The sequence below is a fragment of the Hyphomonas sp. genome, from assembly GCF_046313735.1.
In the GTDB taxonomy this organism is placed as follows: Bacteria; Pseudomonadota; Alphaproteobacteria; order Caulobacterales; family Hyphomonadaceae; genus Hyphomonas.
Genome location: NZ_JBKBXW010000007.1, coordinates 45385 through 63809, shown reverse-complemented (window position 1 = coordinate 63809; position 18425 = coordinate 45385). Strand labels below are relative to the sequence as shown.

Sequence of the window (18425 nt, the reverse complement as noted above, 5' to 3'; positions counted from 1 at the left end):
CTGCCCGGCACTCCGCGCTCATCCTGAGCGGAGGCGAAGGATGGGCCAGGCAGGCCGCCCCTGCGGCCCGGCTCGTCCTTCGACTTCGCTCAGGATGAGCCTTCGACTTCGCTCAGGGTGAGCCGTCCCTTGCGCTCAGCGTGAACAAGACAGGCGGGCAGCCCCAGCTGACTGACTGATCCTCAGGCCGCCACATAGCTGCGGGCGTCGCAGTTTTGGGCGATGAAGTCTTCATGGGTGGGCATGTAGGTGGCCGCCTTGGCGATCGTGTCGCGGATGTTGGTCATCCGGGCTGCGGTTTCCTCCGCATTGAGAACATCTGCCACCGGATCATGGTCGCGCGGGCGCAGGCCCTGGCCGATCATGACCGCGAACCAGCTTGTGTCGTTGAAGAGTTCGTCATTCTCCCGGAAGATGCGGCCATGGCTTTCGAACAGCGCCATCTTGTCAGCCAGATAGTCCGGGATCTGCATATTGCGGAGATATTTCCAGAACTCGGAATCGTCGCGGCGGTTGAGGTGGTAGTGGAGGATGATGAAGTCGCGGATGCGCTCATATTCGAAGGCCGTGACGCGGTTGTAGCGGTCGATGTCGGGCTGGTTGAAGCCGCCCCCGGGGAACATCTGGAGCAGCTTGGCGACGCCGGACTGGATGAGGTGGATCGAGGTCGATTCCAGCGGCTCGATGAAGCCAGCCGAGAGACCGATGGCGACGCAGTTCTTCACCCAGAATTTCTTGCGGTGGCCGGTGAGGAAACGCAGATGGCGCGGTTCGGCCAGCGGCTTGCCGTCAAGGTTTGACATCAGCAGTTCGGTGGCCCGTTCCTCGGTGGTGAACTGGCTGGACCAGACATGGCCGTTGCCGATGCGGTGCTGCAGCGGGATGCGCCATTGCCATCCGGCCTCGCGCGCGGTGGAGCGGGTGTAGGGCGTCAGCCGCGCGGCGCTTTCGCAGGGCACTGCGGTCGCACGGTCGCAGGGCAGCCAGTGCGACCAGTCATTGTATCCGGCGTTGAGCGCCTGCTCGATCAGCAGGCCGCGGAAGCCGGTACAGTCCACGAAGAGGTCCGCCTCGAAGATGCGGCCATCCGTCAGCTGAACATTCCGGATGTATCCGGTTTCGGGGTCGAGGGCGACATCGGCGATCTTTCCTTCGTGGCGAGTGACGCCGCGCGCTTCGGACAGGCCACGCAGGTATTTCGCATAGAGGCCGGCATCGAAATGGAAGGCATAGGCGATCTTGCTGAGCGGGGAATTGCCGGCATTGACGGGGCGCATGAACAGGTTTCTGCGGGCGGCAACGGCCTGAAGGGAGTATTGCTCGGCTGTGTCCGGGCCGTAATTCCGGCCATGGTATTTCTGGAAGAAGGCATGGAAGGAGACCCCCTCCATATCAAGGCCATAAGCGCCGAAGGGGTGGATGTAGCGCTCGCCCTTGGCGCCCCAGTCGACGAATTCGATGCCGAGCTTGAAGCTGCCTTGGGTCGCCTTGACGAAATCATTCTCGTCGATGCCGAGCGTGCGGTTGAAGGTGCCGATCTGGGGGATGGTTGCCTCACCCACGCCGACCGTGCCGATCTCGTCGGATTCGATCAGGGTGATCTCGGCATAATTGTTCTTGAGAATTTTCGACAGGACGGCCGCTGTCATCCAGCCAGCCGTGCCGCCGCCGGCGATGAGGATCTTGCGGATGCGGGGGTCGGTCATGGGGCGTCTCCAGTCTGCAGGGCCGGCCGGGGCGCGGCGCAGAAACGGTTGATGTATTGCTGATGTGTCGGCAGGCGCAGGGCGGTCTCGCGGATGGCGCGTCGGATGCCGGCCACCTGGCGCTCGATGGCAGCGAGGTCCACCGTGTCGGCGACGGGGTCCCAGCCGCCGGGCGTGATGCCCTGCCCCATCAGGACGGACAGCCAGTTTGCCTCGGCAAACAGCTCATCCTCGAAGCGGAAGATGCGTCCCTTGGACGCGAAGAGGTCGATCCGTTCCCGGAGGGTTTCGGGAATGTCCATCGTGCGCACATGATCCCAGAACGGGCCGGTGCGGCGAGTGGCCTTGTAGTGCAGGATGATGAAGTCGCGCACCTGCTCGAACTGCATGGCGGTGAGGCGGTTATAGGCGCTGCGTTCAGCCGCGTTGAAGCGCTTGTCCGGCATCAGGGCGAGGAGTTTCGAGATACCGGCCTGGATGAGGTGGATAGAGGTCGATTCCAGCGGTTCGAGGAAGCCGCCGGAAAGTCCGATGGCGACGACATTACGGCTCCAGGCCTCGGTGCGCCGGCCTGTGCGGAAGCGCAAGGGGCGCGGGGATGCTAGCGCCGGGCCTTCAAGGTTCGCCATCAGGATGCGCTCGGCCTCGGCCTCGTCCATGAAGGCGGAGCACCAGACATGGCCATTGCCGGTGCGGTGTTGCAGCGGGATGCGCCATTGCCAGCCGGCGGGGCGCGCGATGGAGCGGGTGTAGGGCACTGGTTCGCGGATGTTTTCGCTGGGCACGGCGAGGGCGCGGTCCACCGGCAGCCAGTGTGACCAGTCCTCATGACCGACACCGAGCGTCTGGCCGATGAGGAGCGCGCGGAAGCCTGTGCAGTCGATGAAGAGGTCGCCTTCGAGGATTTCGCCGCTCGCGAGCTTCAGGGCGCGGACGAATCCGTCTTCCGGGCGTTGCAGCACTTCTGCGATGCGGCCCTCGATGCGGCGCACGCCGCGCGCCTCGCTGTAGCGGCGCAGATAGGCGGCATAGAGCCCGGCATCGAAATGGAAGGCATAGGCCATCGCGGACTGGACGGTGCGCGGATCAGGGTCTGGCGGGGCGAAGCGGCCATGGCGCGCGGCGACGGCGGAGAGGCAATATTCCTCAAGGCTGCCGACATCGCGGCCCATCGCCTTCAGCTTCAGCCAGAACTGGTAGAATTTCACCGCATTGATATCGAGGCCATACTCCCCGAACGGATGAATATAGGCGTGGCCTTCCTCCAGCCAGCCCTGGAACTCGATGCCGAGCTTGAAGGTTGCCTGCGTCTCGCGGATGAATTCGTTCTCGTCGATGCCGAGCAGGCGGTTGAACATGTTGATCGGCGGGATCGTCGCCTCGCCGACGCCGACGGTGCCGATCTCCTCGGACTCCACCAGCGTGATGCGCGTGTGGCCGTTGCGGGTGAGGCGCGACAGGGCGGCGGCGGTCATCCAGCCTGCGGTGCCGCCGCCGGCGATAACGATATGGGAGAGGGTGTGCGGAGAGATCATGGTTCAGCCCGCCCCTGCCCGGCTTGGCGCGATCAGGCCGGCATGGCGCAGATAGGTGCGCTGATCGGGCAGTGTTTCGGCGGTCGCGGCCAGAGCGCTGCGCATGGCGGCGAGGCTGTTGATGACGCGGGCCTCAGGCAGCGCGGCGGCATGGGCATCGGCGCGGCGCATCTGCCAGCCATGGGCGATGAAGGCGCTGGCCCAGCTCTCGCGGGTGAAGCTCTCGCCATCGCTGAGGAAGATGCGGCCCCGGCTGGTGAAATTCTCAAGGCGCAGGCGCAGGCTCGCCGGGAGCGTCTCCGCCAGCGGGCCGGGCGTCAGGAAGGCGAGCGCGGCATAGTCGGCCAGCGACGTGAATGTGTCGGCCATCAGACGATTATACTCGGCGCGTTCGGGCAGATCCGGATGGCCGCCGGGCAGCAGCGCCAGCAGGGTTTCGAGCCCGGCCTGCAGGATGCGCAGATCGAACGCCTCGACCGGCGGCAGGCGGCAGGCGGCGTCACCGAGGCGGATGAGGCGGCCTTCCCAGGGCGTGTGGGCGCGGGCGGGGGTGAAGGTGGCGCCGCCACCCTGCAGCAGCTCGAAGCCCTCTCGGCGCAGCATTGAGCTCGCGCGGTGGGCGGTGGCGTCGCTGGTGGAAAGCAGTGTACGGAAGGTTTCGCCATGCAGCGGAATGTCGACCGCCAGCGTTCCGGAGACGGTGTGCAGGCTCGCGCGGCCCAGCAGCGCGGCCTCCGCCCTGCGGCCATGGCGCAGGGTGATCTGTGCGGGCAGTGCGGGGAATGGGGCGGTCTCTGCCGGGGCAGCGTGGCCGCCCGTGTCCAGGATCAGGTCTGCGCTGAGGTGTGCGCCGTCCGAGAGGCGGAGAGTGCCGGCTTCACCATCGACGCTGCCGGGCACGAGGGCGGCGGCAGGGATGGCGCCGTAATGCAGCGCCGCGCGCTGGAGATAGGAGAGATAGGCCGGGCCGGAGAGGTGCAGGCCGGGGCTGAAGCTGCTGCCGGGCGGGCCGCCGGGCAGCGGGGGCGCGAACTTGCCCGCCCGCGCGGCAAGGGCGGCGAGGCTGTGATCGGCATAGGCGGCGGGCGAGGGATCGCCGGTAAATGCCCGCCAGGCGAGGTGGAAGGCGACGGGGCCGAAGGGCGCGCCGGTATCGCCATAGGCGATGACGCCGCCGGTGCCGGAGACGAGCGTGCCCATCCGGAAGCTCGCCCCGGCAGCGCGAATCAGGTCGCCCGGATCAAAACCGAGCGAGAGGTGGAGGCTTTCCAGGCTCGGCAGGGCTGCAAGTGCGGGCGGCGGCGGGGCGGGATCGCCGGCCGGGACCTGCACGATTTCGGTGCCGAGACGTTTCAGGCTGCGCGCAAGATATGCCGCCGCCATCCATGCGCCGAGGCCGGAGCCGAGCACCGCGATGCGCCGGAGGGCCGCCATTATGCGTCTGCCTTCGCCGGGCAGTAGGCCGCGAGCGCCGATTCATGGCTGGGCAGGCGCTCGACCGTTTCGGCGATATGGCGCTTGAGGCGCGCCAGCGTGGCAGCGGCCTGATCCGCCGGGACCGCCTCGGCGCGCGGGTCCCATTGCCGGGGAATGACGCGCTGGCCGATGAAGACCGAAATCCAGCTGGGATTCAGGAATAATCCGTCGCGATACTTCATGACGAGGCCGCGCTCGCGGAACAGGGTGAGCTTTTCATCGAGGGAGCCCGGCACATCCATGGTGCGGACATGGTTCCAGAACTCCGAATCGTCCCGCTCGGTCGCGTGATAGTGAAGGATCAGGAAATCGCGGACGCGGTCATATTCGAGGCTCATGACGCGGTTGAATTCGGCGATGTCGGCGGGGTCGGGGCCGCCATCCGGGAAGAGTTCCATCAGGGTGGTTATTCCCTGTTGAATCAGGTGGATAGATGTTGATTCGAGTGGCTCGAGGAAGCCGCCGGAAAGACCGATGGCGACGACATTGCTGGCCCATTGGGTGCGCCGCTGGCCGGCCCGGAAGCGCAGGCGGTTCGGCTGGCGCAGCGCCTTGCCTGCCAGCGCGGCCATTAGCTCGTCTTCCGCCGCCTGGTCATCGAGGAAGGCGGAGGCATAGACATGGCCATTGCCCGTGCGGTGCTGCAGCGGAATGCGCCAGCACCAGCCGGCAGTCTTCGCCGAAGCGCGGGTAAAGGGCATCAGCGGGCCGGTATTCTCCGTCGGGATCGCAATTGCGCGGTCGCAGGGCAGCCAGCGCGACCAATCCTCATAGGGCGAGCCCATCGCGCCTTCGATCAGCAATGCGCGGAATCCGGAGCAGTCAATATACAGGTCACCGGAAACCTCGCGGTCTTCGCCGAGGTGCAGCGCCGTGACATGCCCGCTGGTCGGATCCTGCGAGACGCGGGAGACCTTGCCCTCCACGCGGGTGACGCGCCGGTCTTCGCAGACGCGGCGAAGGTAACGGGCATAAAGGCCGGCATCGAACTGGTAAGCATAGGAAAAGGAGGACATCACATCCGCCTCATCCGCCGCCGGGAAACCGAACCGGCCCTGTTCGGCCATGATGATGGGCAGGGAATAGTCGCAGATGCGGCTCACCTTGCCGGACTGGTAAAGCCGCGCCCAGAGATGCTGGAACTCTGCGCCGGCGGCCGGCTGGCCATAATCGCCGAAGGGGTGGATATAGGCGTCGCCCCGGCGGGCCCAATCGGTGAACTGGATGCCGAGCTTCATCGTCGCCTGGGTCGCCGCCATCAACTCGCGCTCATCAAGGCCGATTCGCTGGTTGAAGAACCGGATATGCGGCAGGGTGGCTTCTCCAACCCCGACCGTGCCGATCTCTTCCGATTCTATGAGCGTGATCGCAACCCGGCGCGGCGCCAGCACATGCGAGAGCGCCGCCGCCGTCATCCAGCCCGCGGTGCCACCTCCCAGGATGACAATTCGCTCGATTCGCGGCGCCATGGACGCCTTCCTCCCTCCGGGCCTGATCGGCCTCTTACTGCAAACGGTCGCGCCTCTTCGGGTAACCGTAACATTTTTGCCATGCTTGACGAGGACCAAAACAGTTTTTTGATTTCCGTCTTGATAGCGCAAACATTATGTGTTTCGTTAGCGCTATAAATAACCGGCCGCAAGTCCGGCCCGCCCCGCGAGAGGGCGGTGGGAAAGGTTCATAGGGAGGGCCCATCGTGGCAACTAAGTTCGCATACTTGTCGAATCGCCGTCTGGCGTCCTGGTCCGTACTCGCCTCGGGCGTGTCGGCGCTGTCACTCCTGACAGCTGCGCCGGCCATTGCCCAGGCCGAGGACAGCCCGGCGACGACTGCGGCCGATACAGATGAAGCCCGTCAGGATACGGTCACCGTTCTGGGTATCCGCTCCTCGATCCAGAGCGCGCAGGCGATCAAGCGTAACGCGGAGACATTCGTCGACGCTGTCACGGCGGAAGACATCGGCGCCCTGCCCGACCGGTCGGTGACCGAAGCGCTGCAGCGCGTGCCCGGCATCACGATCAGCCGTTTTGCTGCGGCCGATGACCCGGACCACTTCTCGATCGAAGGCACGGGCGTGATCGTCCGCGGCCTGACTTATGTCCGTTCCGAGATCAACGGCCGCGACACGTTCTCTGCAAATAATGGCCGGGCACTGAGCTTCTCGGATGTTGCGCCGGAACTGCTCGGCTCCGTGCAGGTTTTCAAGAACCAGACTGCCGACCTCATCGAAGGCGGCGTCGCCGGCACGGTCAACCTCGTGACCCGCAAGCCATTCGATTCGGCCGGCCAGGTGCTCGCTGGTACGCTCGAATACAATTATGCTGACTTCCGCGAAGAGTGGGCGCCGACGGCCTCGGTCCTTTACAGCAATCGCTGGGAGACGGGCATCGGCGATGTCGGCCTGCTGCTGAACGGCGTTTATTCGGAGCTGAAGACACGCTCGGACGGCACGCAGGTTTCAAGCTTCCAGGCGCGTGACGACCTTGTCCCCGGCCGCCGTGTATGGGCGCCGGAAGGCGCGGCTCTGCGGTCGCAGGAATATGGCCGGGAACGGTTCGGCTATGGCGGCTCGCTGCAATGGGAAAATCCTGACCGCACGATGATCGCAACGCTGGAGCTTCTGCGTTCGGAAGCCTCCACTTCGTGGACGGAGAATGTGGTTGAAATCGCGACAGACAATGTCGGCGATGATGCCTTCGGCTTCCTTCCGGGTACGGAGTTCGGCTTCGGCTCCGATGACCTGTTCGCCTTCGGCACAATTTCCGCCCCGGTTGGCTGGCGGGATGACCAGAATACACCCGCCTCTGCAGGAGGCCGCCGCACCCCGGTGTATGGCCTTCAATCGAACAACATCCGCAGGGATGTCGAACAGGAACAGGTCACGCGTGACCTCTCCCTTAACTTCAAATGGACGCCGAATGAAAACTGGGCGTTCAATTTTGACTTCCAGAATGTCGACTCAACGGTGACCAATGTCGACTTCGGCCTGTGGGGCACCACCTTCCAGGACGCATTTATCGACTTGCGGAAGTCGATCCCGGAAGTGCGCCTCCTCGGTCCGAACGTCACCGGCTTCGGCGCGAACCCGGCGCTTGACTGCTCGGAAGGCTTCGGTGCAACCGGCGGCTGCCCGGATTATGTCCGCCCGGGTAATGAGGCCTTGTTCGCCGATCCGCGTTACAGCTTCTGGCGCGCGGCCATGGACCACCTCGAAGACAGTGAAGGCACCGAGAATGCGTTCCGCGCAGACTCAGAATACAAGTTCACCGATGACAGCAGCTGGCTGAAATCCGTGCGGGCCGGCGTGCGCTGGTCTGAACGCGACCAGACAACCCGCTTCTCGACCTATAACTGGGGCGCGCTGTCCGAAATCTGGGGCAATGGCGGTCCCGTCTGGATGGATGAGGTAGGCGCGCCACAAGGCCAGGTTGCCAACTTCAACTGGGAGAACTTCCAGCGTGGTGAAGTAACGGCGCCGCCGAACTTCCCGTACTATGCCTTCAATCTGGCCCAGAATTATGGCGCCGGAGCGGCGTTTGCGGACTCTGTCGTGCGCCAATGGCTCCTCAATGGCGGGAACGCTGACGCAATTGCAGCTGGCCCGCAAGGTGGCGGCGGCGGCTGGCGGCGGTTGGCCGACAGGCCGGGTGTCGTTGCGGGGACTCCCTACCTTCCGGGCGAAATCAACAAGACGCTCGAGGAAACACGGGCCGCCTATGCAATGCTGCGCTTCGGGCATGACAACCCGTTCGGCAATGGCATGACGCTGGATGGCAATATCGGCCTGCGTTACGTCGAGACGAAGTTCTCGTCCGATGGCGGCTGGACCTTCCCGCAGCCGGGCGACATCCCGATCGATAGCGGCCTGCCCTCGCCCGCCGGCCAGAATCGCTGCCTTGCGCCGACAGACCTGGAGGAAGGTCAAGTCTTCCGTCCGCCAGCCTTCTGCGCCCTGTCACAGGCCGACCGGGACCGGATCCGCGCCTTTGCAACCGGCGCCAACATCGATGTCGTCTCGCGCAACAAGTATGATAACTGGCTCCCGAGCATCAATTTCCGGCTCGGCCTGACAGATGAGATGATTATCCGGGCGGCCTATTCGAAAGGCATGTCGCGGCCAGATCTCGGCCTGATGCGCAACTACTTCACGATCAATCCTCTGACGCAGGATGATCCGCGCACGGCAGGCGGAGATGAGCCGCCTCCGGGCTTCCAGGGTGGCTGGTATGGCTTCGATGCAAATGGCGGTAACCCGTTCCTCAAGCCGACAACAGCGGACAATTACGACCTGTCCTTCGAATGGTACTTCGCGCAGGCCGGCTCGTTCACTGCTTCGGTCTTCTACAAGGAGATCAAGGATATCGTTGTGACCGGCCAGGGCGACCTGACCTTCACCAACCCGCAGACGGGGGCCACGGCCACCGACGTGTTCACGCGCCAGCCCACCAATTCAACTGAAACCGGGAAGGTTCGCGGACTTGAGATCGCCTACCAGCAATTCTACGACTTCCTGCCCGGGCCGTTTGACGGTCTCGGCCTGCAGGCAGCCCTGACACTGCTGGACAGCGATGGCGTGCAATCGGGCGGCGTGAACAATACCACGACGACCCCGGCTGCCAACGACGCGCTCGTTGATCTCGGCGATCTTCCCCTCGCCGGCCTCTCGGACGTGTCATACAATATCGCGGCCATTTATGAGAAAGGGCGGATTTCGGCCCGCCTCGCCTATAACTGGCGCAGCGACTATCTGGTGACGCCGCGGGATGTCATCACCCCCTTCTACCCGATCTTCCAGGAAAGCACGGGGCAACTCGACGGCTCGTTCTTCTTCACGGTGAATGACAACCTGAAGATCGGGGTGCAAGGCGCGAACCTCCTGGATGAGGTAACGAAAACAACCTCGTTCATTCCGGACTCGAACGGGCGCCGCGGCGGCCGGTCCTGGTTCCGCAACGACCGGCGGGTCACGGTTTCGGCCCGCTACAGCTTCTGACACCACCGTCAGTCCTCCCGGCATGTGCCGCGGTCCTCCCTCGGGGCCGCGGCACATCGCATTCAGGCGCCGGTTACGCTAGGACCAACGGATGACCGAACTGACAAAAATGGAAACCGGCGATGCAGGGGCCGCGCTGTTCCGCAGCCTTCCACCTCTTCCGCGCCGCCGGGGCGTGACAAGAGAGATCTTCCGCGCCGAGATCCTGCCCGCCGGCGAACCCGTGGTTCTGGAAGGCGTCGTGGCAGACTGGCCGGCCGTTGCCGCCGCGCGGGAAGGAACGCGCAGCCTTGCCGCCTATCTCGCGAGCTTCGATTCCGGGCGTCCTGCAGAGACGATCTTTGCCCCGCCCGAGGTAGACGGACGGTTTTTTTATACCGATGACCTGAAGGGTCTGAACTTCGTGCGGCAGCCAGAGCGTATACGCGATGTGCTGGGCGGCCTCGCCGCGCTGGAGGCGGATGATCGTCCGCCCTCTGTCTATTTACAATCCCTGCCGATTGCAGACCACCTGCCCGGTTTCCTTGCAGGCCATCCGCTGCCGCATGTGCCGGAGGGCGTCCAGCCGCGTATCTGGATCGGCAACCGGCTGAGCGTGCAGACGCATTTCGACCTGTTTGAAAACATCGCCTGCGTCGTCGCCGGCCGGCGGCGTTTCACGTTGTTTCCGCCAGACCAGCTGGCCAATCTGTATCCCGGGCCGTTTGAATTCACACTGTCCGGCCCCCCGGTGAGCCTGGTGCGCCCGGAAGCCTGGGACAGGGACGCCTTTCCGCGCTTTGCCGAGGCGCTGGGCGCAGGACGCAGTGCGGAGCTCGGCCCCGGCGATGCAGTCTTCATTCCCTATGCCTGGTGGCATCATGTGGAATCTCTGGCGCGTTTCAATGTGCTCGTGAATTACTGGTGGAGCGAGACAGAGGCCATCGGCGGCTCCCCGTTCGATGCGATGCTGCACGGGCTGCTTGCCCTGCGCAGCCTGCCCCCGCGCCAGCGCGCCGTGTGGAAAGGCTTCTTCGACCACTATGTGTTCGGCATGAACGGTGATCCTGTCGCCCATCTGCCTACGGAGGTTCAGGGCGCGCTCGGGGCCCATACGCCGGCGCAGCAGCGCCGCCTCCGGCATGCCTTGCTCGCATCGCTGGCCGCTGGCCTCGGCCTCGCCCCTCCGCCTGCTGACTGAGTTCAGTCAGCGCGCCTGGGCGGGCGGCGGGCCGAGATAGCTCTCGGGCACCGGAACCTGGCTTACGGTCACTTTCTGGAACAGCAGCGGCGCATCGATCGCCCAGAGCTTCAGGACGCGCGGCCCAGGCGCAGCGACTGGCAACACCGTGCGATGCTGGTGCGCATTGCGCGCCACCATCGCTTCCCAGACATTTTCGTTCCAGTCTTGCGGCGTCATATTGCGGTGGATGTTGACGATGACGGGCTCGCCGTCATCCAGCGACACAGCATAGCGCAAGCCGCCCTGCCCCTTGAAGTCGAGCGTGGGGGCGAGTTCGACCTGCACAGTGAGATCGCCGGGCTCGAACAGGGTGAGATCGAATTCCAGCCGGGGGCTGTCATGTCGTCCGGGCTCGGCGGGAGGCGCGGTGACGGGCAAGAGCGTGATACTGTCGCCCGCGCGTCCGAGATCGGGGATGACCTGCCAGTCGAGCCCCTGCCCGTTGACTACGCGGCTTGCCCGGGACGCCTCGATCGCCGCATAGCCCGCGCCGAGCGGGTATCCGGTGACGGTCTGCCAGCCATCCGGCTTGAACACCGGCACCGCAATGTCGATACGGCCCGTGAGACCGCTGCGCACAGTCACGCGGCCGGTATGGCGCCCGGGCGGCACCCGTGTCCAATCGATCAGGAGGGTAACGCGCCGGGACGCATCCAGCGTCACGCGCGCTTCGGGAATCACGATCCAGTCCTCGCGTGCTGATAGGCGCGCGGTCACGGGCCGGTCTCCCGCCGGAAACAGTTCGATGCTGACCTCAGGATCTGTGAAGACATCCGTGCGCGGAAGGCTCGCGCCGGCTTCGCCTGTGCGCCAGCCCCGGCGGCTGCCTTCGACCGCTACGCCAAGCGCGCTGCCCCTAGGAACCGCCGGGCGCTGCACTGACGGCATCGCCTGTTCCTCCGGCTGCTGCCAGTAAGTGTAGCCGATCCGGGTCTGGGACATCATGTGCACCCATTTCCCGGCCGCAATGTCCTCGTGGAACATGCGGGTCAGCGCGTGATCACGCGCAAAGAATTCCTCGGCGCGGATAGCCATCCCATGCGCCTCGACGGCGCGCCCCTGCTCGGCATACAGATGATTGAGGGCTGTCGCATGATAAAGCTGGTAGAGGTTCGCCATCCCGTGCACGGGCCACCAGACGAGTTGCACATACGCATCGTCATACTCCGGCGTAAGTGCAGCACGTACGGCGTCCGCGCGTTCCGCAAGCTCGAGCCACTCAACCGTCACCCACTCCAATTCGCCGAAATTCACAGGACTGAACGTCGTCCAATCGACGAGTTCCGGCTTCCGGCGGGATGCATAATTGGCGTACCGCGTCAGGATGTCGCCAATCTCTGCGGCATGCTCCGGCGGGAAAGTCCGCGCGGCCCAGTCTGCGGCATACGCCTCCATCGCGGCCTGCGGCATCCGCTCCGGGTCCCATGCCTGCTGCAGGAAGAAGGAAATCGGGAACTCCATCGGCTTGATGTCGCCGACATTGACGATCCAGATCTGCCGCGCGCCATATTCCCAGGCCAGGTTCATCTGCTCCCAGACACGCGAAATCTGGCTGGTATTGAGCCATTTGTAGTTCCGGGGGCCGCCGACATAATCGAAATGGTAATAGACCCCGTAGCCGCCGGCACGCTCAGACCCCGGCTGCGGCAGGCGGCGGATATTTCCCCAATTATCATCCGCAAACAGAAGGGTGATATCCTCCGGCACCTGCATGCCCTGGTCGTAATAGTCCTGCACTTCCTTGTAGAGCGCCCAGATGGAAGGTTGTTCCGAGGCCGGGCGCCCGGTCACTTCCTCGATGATCTGGCGCTGGTCCGAAACGATCTGCTCGAGCAGGGCAATGGCGGTGCCTTCGGTCATCGCCTCATCGCCGTCGCCGCGCATACCGAGCGTGACGAGGGTTTCATTATGTTTCTGCCGCTCCATCCCGCCGCGCCAGAATTCTCGCAGCACCTCTGCATTCACCGTATAGTCCCATTCGCCCTCGCCATATCGCGCCCATTCGACATGCGCGCGGCCGAGCGGTTCATGGTGCGACGTGCCCAGCACGAAGCCCATCTCGATGGCCAGCGGGCCGGTCAGAGGGTCATCGTCAAAGATCGCCTCGCCCCACATCGCGGGCCAGAGATAATTCCCCCGCATCCGGAGTATCAGTTCAAAGACCTTTTCATAGAAAGGGCTCGTGAAACCGCCATACCAGTGATTGACCCAGCCATAGAGAGCCGGCTTTTCATCATTGATGAAAATGCCGCGATACTTCACGCGCGGCCAGTCCGCCCGCTGGCCGGGCAGAACGGACAGGTCCGGCCGGTGCGGCACGGGCACATCCGCCCACCAGAACCAGGGCGAGACACCCGCGCGCTCCGAGAGTTCATAGAGGCCGAAAATCGTGCCGCGCTGATCGGCGCCGGCGATCACCAGCGCCCGGTCAATGCCCGCCTCCGGCGCCTCGATGACGGCCTGCACAAAGCCTTCCCACACGCCGTCAATCGCGGAGACATCGAGCTTTCCGGCGGCGATGAGCGCATCAATGCGCCCGGAGCGCCCGATCGTGCCGGCGATGATCACGCCGGCGGCTTCGTCCTGCACCGTTTCAGACCGCGCGAGACGGGCGAAGTCTTCCTGCACCGTGCGGCCCGCGCGCAGGGCGCCCGGCCAGTCTGCCTCGTCCATCAGGATACGGACGGCGGCACCGTCCCGGATCAGCGGAAAAGCGCCTTTTACCTGCCCCTCACAGACATCCACCGGTTGGCTGCAAGGCGGCGCGTCCGCCAGCGCTGCAAGCGGCAGGATCAACAGCACGGCGCACGCGGCCACTGCTCGGTTCAGGTGTTGCAGGCGGAACATGCGCCGGTCTCCTTCCCTTCAGGCTGGGGAACTTCCTCCCCAGTGATTGATCAGCTGCCGCAATCCGGGCGGCCGTCCTTGTCCTCGGCGAGTTGAATGGCAGCGAGCGCAACGGCGCCTTCCGCAATGCGGAAGCTCGCCGCATTGCGCAGAACGCGCATGTCGACGCCGGCATCGGCAAAACAGCTCAGCGAGACGCGGTGCTCGGTCCAATCCGGGCCAGCTTCGAAACCGATCCAGCGGGCACAGGCGCCATCGGCGGCGCAGCCCATGGCGACTTCTGAAGCAACATTTGCTCCGCCCACGGACCGCGCAAAGAAACTGAGCTCCAGCGCGCCGTTGGATTCGCGCGACCAGTCCACCCCGTCCCCGCCCGCGAAGAAGGCGAGGGATGCAGCGCCTTCAGGCGCAGAGAGAATCAGCGCGTCTTCCTGCGCGCGGTGATCGGTGCGCGCGGGGCCGGCGGCCATGCCAGTGTGGCGCAGGCTCCACGGGACAGAAGCCTGCCCGCGAACGAACACGGTTCCGCGCCCGCCACCAGCTTCTTCGGCGAGGCCGGAGACTTCAGGCACAGCGCCGAGAGCCTCCGCAGGCGACGCATAGGAAAGGCCATAGCCATAGGGGAAGAGCGGCGCATAATCCGGATCGCCCTTGTTCAGCGGCGACTGGATGGCGGTCGCCGGCCATGAGAAGGAAAGCCGGCCGGTAAAGTCATAGGCAGGATCAGTGCGGAACAGGACATCGGCGACGCCGCCGCCTTCGGAGCCCGGCAGCCAGGCCGCGACGAACGCATCGGACGCATTGAGTTCGCGGTTCACCCACATCGGCCGGCCGGAGAGGAAGACCGAGACGACCTTCGCCCCGCCCGCGCGGCGCGCGGCAAGCACGGATGTGTCGAACTTGTCCGTGGTAAAGGCAAGGTGATCAACGTCGCCCTGAAATTCCGCATAGGGATCTTCGCCATAGACCGCGATGACGACATCTGCGTGCACGTCTGTCATGCCTTCGGGATCATGGATCACGGTGCCGCCGGCGGCCTCGACCACGTCGCGGATACCGGAAAGGATCGACTGGCCGTTCGGGAAATAGGAATTGTCATAGCCGCCGCCCTGCCAGGAAAGCGTCCAGCCACCGGCCGCCTTGGTGATGCTGTCGGCGCCGTCGCCGATGACGAGCACCGTCTGGCCAGCGGAAAGGGGCAGCACGCCGCCATCATTCTTCAGCAGCACGAGCGACTGGCGCACGGCGCGCCGCGCGAGGCCCTTGTGCGCCTCCGAAGACAGGATGGAGACATCGCCCGCGCCGGGGCGTGCGCTCGGCACCGGGCGGTCGAACAGGCCATAGGCAATCTTGACACGGAGGATACGGCGCACGGCATCATCCAGCCTTTCCATCGGGATGGCGCCGGACTTCACATGACCCAGCGTCGAATAGTAAAGCCCCTGCCAGCTGTCAGGCGCCATATACATGTCGAGCCCGGCGAGCAGGGATTGCGGGCAATCCGTATTCGTACAACCTGGGATCTGGCCATGGGCGTTCCAGTCACCGATGATGAAACCCTGGAAGCCGAGACGTTCCTTCATGATGTCGTTCAGCAGCGCGCGGCTGCCATGGATCTTGATGCCATTCCAGCTGGAGAAGGACGCCATGATCGTCTGCACATCGGCGCTGATCGCCGGAAAATAGCCGGCGGCGTGGATGTCGCGCAGCTCTGCCTCGCTGATCACGGCATCGCCCTGGTCGCGCCCGTTCAGCGTGCCGCCATCGGCGACGAAATGCTTGGCGCTGGAGATCACGCGTCCCTCGCCCATCCATCCCGCCTCGCCCCGGCGGCCCTGCAGCCCCTCGACGATGCCGGCGGCATAGCTTGCGACAATGTCCGGGCCTTCGGAGAAGCCCTCATAGCTGCGGCCCCAGCGATCGTCGCGCGGCACAGCAAGGGTCGGCGCAAAGGTCCAGTCATGGCCGGACACGATCAGCTCGCGGGCGGTGGCTTCCGCAATCTCGCGGATCAGGCCCGGATCATTCGCCGCGCCGAGGCCGATATTGTGCGGAAAGACCGTGCCGCCCAGCAGGTTCGTATGTCCGTGTACGGCGTCAATTCCCCAGATCACCGGGACAGGGATCTCCACGCCTTCCGGATCGAGTGAGGCAAGGAAATAGGCGTCCGCCGCAGCCAGCCAGGTGGCCGCATCGGCATAGGGCTCTTCGCCCGGCGCGGAATTGCCCCCGCTGAGGACGGAACCCAGCCGGTATTTTTTTACCTGCTCGGGCGTGACAGAGCTGCTGTCAGCCTGGATGATCTGGCCGACCTTCTGTTCCAGCGTCAGGCGCGGCAGGATGGCGTCAATCTGCGCCTCGATGGCCGGGTCGAGCGGCGGCGGCGTCAGCTTCGGCCAGCTTGCCGGGTCAACAGTCACGTCAGCATACGGCCATTCTGTTGCTTCAGCGGGCGATGGGCTTGCTGTACCGGCCGCATCAGGGCGCGTTTCGCAGGCGCCCAGCATGGCAAGGGCCAGCACGGAGGCCGCAAGGCCCGGCTTCAAGGCTTTAGACAGACGCATCACGAATCACTCCCCGGTTTCGGTTTCTTGTCTTGTGCGGCCAGCCCGTTCGGTCTGGTCCAGAAAAATCGCCAGCGCGGCCAGCGGCGCGTTCCAGTTGATCGCCACCTCGTTCAGCGCATAGGAGGCAACATCATCGGCCCAGCAGGCCATTGGCGCGCAGGTGCCGCGCATCTCCTGCGCCACAGGATCGGACATGTTGCGGTTGTTCGGCCCGCCGCTGAGCGCGCCCGGCGGCGGCAACGGGAAGGCCGGATCAATCGCGCCGGCCCAGATACGGTGGTGCGGCGCGCGCATCGGGCGGGCGCCATAGCCAGAGACATAGCTCTGGTCGAGGATGTTCCGCCCAAGGATATAATCCATGGCATCAACGGCGCCCTCGCGGTATCGCGCCTCGCCCGTCAGGTCATAGGCGGCGGCGAGGATCAGCCCGCGATTGATCAGCATGCTGTTGGAGCCCCAGTGATAGTCACCGGGGGCGAGGAGGGTTCGGAAGCCCTCGCGGTCGCGGATGTTCAGCACGCTGTCAGCGGCATTGACCACCGTGCGCCGCGCTCGGGCGGAGGTGTCGCGGTGGCGATCGTCCGCCTGCACGGCGAGGCTCAGCGCCGGAAGCAGGTCCACATCCGCCCAGCCGAAACTGTCCTTTGGCGCGGCAAAGGCCGGGGTTGCGGCAAGGTCTGAGAGATAGGCAGGATCGCCGGAGGTGATGAACAGTTCGGCAGCGGCCCAGGCGAATTCATCCTGCAGCCGGTTGTCGCCATAGCCGCCGCTGCCATCGAAATTATTGCTCGCATAGATTTCCGGATGGCGTTTTGCCGCATCATACGCGCGCCGGGCGGCGTCGAAACACCGGCCCGCAAAGGCATCATCGAGCCCCGCCCAGAGGCGCGCACATTGCGCCCCGGTTGCGGCGAGGGCCAGCGTGGCCGAGGTTGAGGGCGGGTAGAGGTAACGTTCCTGCGCATCATCCCAGGGCCAGATCGGGAGGGGTGGCCAGTTGCGGCCTGCGAGCTTGTGATGGACGAGGCCGCCGGCCGCGATCCTTGTGAGGATCGCCGGCTGGCCGCTGCCAGTCAGCAGGCCGCGCGCAACGACCGTCTGGCCGCCCTCCGGCACCTGCAGGCGCAGGAGGCTCTCCATGCCCCAGCGCGCTTCATCGAGCAGTTCGCTGACGCCATTGCCGGTCTCCGGCAGCTGCATCCGGCCATCAGCCCAGCCAGCTTCCTCGACAAGCCCCTTCACGGCGAGGCGCTCATAGGCGGACTGCAGCGTCCAGATCGTGATGCCCATGTTGACCGCATAGACGCCGAAATCGCCCGCATCGAACCAGCTGCCGGTGACATCGAGGCTGTAATCACAGCCCGGCCAGCTATTGCCCAACGTATCCGTGCCGCTGAAACAGCTGGCGATGACGGGATTGAGGGATTCCGGGCGGGCCCATTCGGGGCCCTGCACGAAGCGCTCCTCGATTGGGATGCCGATACGGTTGTGATAGAAATAGCGCAGGGCATCTTCCGAGAGCTCTGCATAAAGCCCTGATTTAACGCGGAAAGGACGGCTCGCCCCGCCGCAGGCTTCGAGGACGAGGCCGTCTGCCTCTGCCTCCGGCGCGGTCAGGCTGATGACATGAACCCCTGCCCCGGAGGCTTCATCCGGGCCGAATGGATCAGTCATGCCCTCTGCCAGCACCGCCCCATCCGCATCGCGCAGCAGGAAGGGCACAGGATCGCGCGCGGGCGTGATCGCGATTGCGCGGAGCAACCCGCCCGGCGAAACGCCATGCTGGGTCATCCGGATGTCGCAGGCCTGAGCCTGCGTCTGAACCTGGGAGTCCGGAGACGACGCGCAAGCCGCAGCGATCGCTGCAAACAACATGGCTGCCAAACTTAGCCAGGCGCCTTGAAACCGCATCCCGTGTCTCCCCAGCACGGAACCGGTGGCGCAGCCAGACCTCCTCGACGGGGGATCGGCTGCTCCGGTTGCGTGCCATCTTGCCAGCGCGCCCTTTGCCCGCCAGTCCTTTGTGGCTTGCACTTTAAGGGCGAGATGATAGCGCTATCAACATAAAAATAGCGTCTT

General features: G+C 64.9%; 9 protein-coding genes. 2 read left to right on the top strand and 7 right to left on the bottom strand.

Translation table 11 applies throughout. From position 1 onward, the window contains the following. Positions 1-182: 182 nt before the first annotated feature. Genes ACK4SV_RS05230 through ACK4SV_RS05215 form a run of 4 tightly spaced genes read right to left on the bottom strand, consistent with a single transcriptional unit; the run spans position 183 to position 6186 of the window. Positions 183-1706 carry a tryptophan halogenase family protein gene (locus tag ACK4SV_RS05230; RefSeq protein ID WP_409916748.1) on the bottom strand — a complete coding sequence of 508 codons (1524 nt, stop codon included), beginning with the start codon at positions 1704-1706 and terminating at the stop codon, positions 183-185. Then, complete coding sequence (locus ACK4SV_RS05225) at positions 1703-3241, bottom strand: tryptophan halogenase family protein (RefSeq protein WP_409916747.1); 1539 nt, start codon at positions 3239-3241, stop codon at positions 1703-1705. Before ACK4SV_RS05225 ends, ACK4SV_RS05230 begins: the two co-directional genes overlap by 4 nt. A gap of 3 nt (positions 3242-3244) precedes the next feature. Next, on the bottom strand, positions 3245-4675 hold the full coding sequence (locus tag ACK4SV_RS05220) for a tryptophan 7-halogenase (RefSeq protein ID WP_409916746.1): 1431 nt from the start codon (positions 4673-4675) through the stop codon (positions 3245-3247). After that, positions 4675-6186 (bottom strand): tryptophan halogenase family protein, encoded by a 1512-nt coding sequence (locus tag ACK4SV_RS05215; RefSeq protein WP_409916745.1) that lies wholly within the window; start codon positions 6184-6186, stop codon positions 4675-4677. Before ACK4SV_RS05215 ends, ACK4SV_RS05220 begins: the two co-directional genes overlap by 1 nt. A gap of 227 nt (positions 6187-6413) precedes the next feature. Here ACK4SV_RS05215 and ACK4SV_RS05210 point away from each other — a divergent pair, with 227 nt between their 5' ends. Both ACK4SV_RS05210 and ACK4SV_RS05205 read left to right on the top strand, forming a co-directional pair. Further along, positions 6414-9710, top strand: coding sequence for a TonB-dependent receptor (locus ACK4SV_RS05210; RefSeq protein ID WP_409916744.1), 3297 nt, complete (start codon positions 6414-6416; stop codon positions 9708-9710). Between the two features lie 91 nt (positions 9711-9801). Further along, positions 9802-10890, top strand: a complete 1089-nt coding sequence (locus ACK4SV_RS05205; protein WP_409916743.1) for a cupin-like domain-containing protein — start codon at positions 9802-9804, stop codon at positions 10888-10890. Between the two features lie 6 nt (positions 10891-10896). Here the strand turns inward: ACK4SV_RS05205 and ACK4SV_RS05200 are convergent, their stop codons facing one another. Genes ACK4SV_RS05200 through ACK4SV_RS05190 form a run of 3 tightly spaced genes read right to left on the bottom strand, consistent with a single transcriptional unit; the run spans position 10897 to position 18137 of the window. Then, positions 10897-13779 (bottom strand): glycosyl hydrolase 115 family protein, encoded by a 2883-nt coding sequence (locus tag ACK4SV_RS05200; protein ID WP_409916742.1) that lies wholly within the window; start codon positions 13777-13779, stop codon positions 10897-10899. 50 nt (positions 13780-13829) lie between these two features. Beyond that, positions 13830-16343: a glycoside hydrolase family 3 N-terminal domain-containing protein gene (locus ACK4SV_RS05195; RefSeq protein WP_409916791.1), complete on the bottom strand. Its 2514-nt coding sequence runs from the start codon at positions 16341-16343 to the stop codon at positions 13830-13832. Positions 16344-16349: 6 nt separating this feature from the next. Continuing rightward, complete coding sequence (locus tag ACK4SV_RS05190) at positions 16350-18137, bottom strand: glycoside hydrolase family 9 protein (protein ID WP_409916741.1); 1788 nt, start codon at positions 18135-18137, stop codon at positions 16350-16352. Between the last annotated feature and the right edge of the window lie 288 nt (positions 18138-18425).

Bases quoted from the DNA above. Each gene is read 5' to 3' on its own strand.
- ACK4SV_RS05230 (WP_409916748.1), bottom strand. From the start codon at position 1,706: ATGACCGACCCCCGCATCCGCAAGATCCTCATCGCCGGCGGCGGCACG.
- ACK4SV_RS05225 (WP_409916747.1), bottom strand. From the start codon at position 3,241: ATGATCTCTCCGCACACCCTCTCCCATATCGTTATCGCCGGCGGCGGC.
- ACK4SV_RS05220 (WP_409916746.1), bottom strand. From the start codon at position 4,675: ATGGCGGCCCTCCGGCGCATCGCGGTGCTCGGCTCCGGCCTCGGCGCA.
- ACK4SV_RS05215 (WP_409916745.1), bottom strand. From the start codon at position 6,186: ATGGCGCCGCGAATCGAGCGAATTGTCATCCTGGGAGGTGGCACCGCG.
- ACK4SV_RS05205 (WP_409916743.1), top strand. From the start codon at position 9,802: ATGACCGAACTGACAAAAATGGAAACCGGCGATGCAGGGGCCGCGCTG.
- ACK4SV_RS05200 (WP_409916742.1), bottom strand. From the start codon at position 13,779: ATGTTCCGCCTGCAACACCTGAACCGAGCAGTGGCCGCGTGCGCCGTG.
- ACK4SV_RS05195 (WP_409916791.1), bottom strand. From the start codon at position 16,343: ATGCGTCTGTCTAAAGCCTTGAAGCCGGGCCTTGCGGCCTCCGTGCTG.
- ACK4SV_RS05190 (WP_409916741.1), bottom strand. From the start codon at position 18,137: ATGACCCAGCATGGCGTTTCGCCGGGCGGGTTGCTCCGCGCAATCGCG.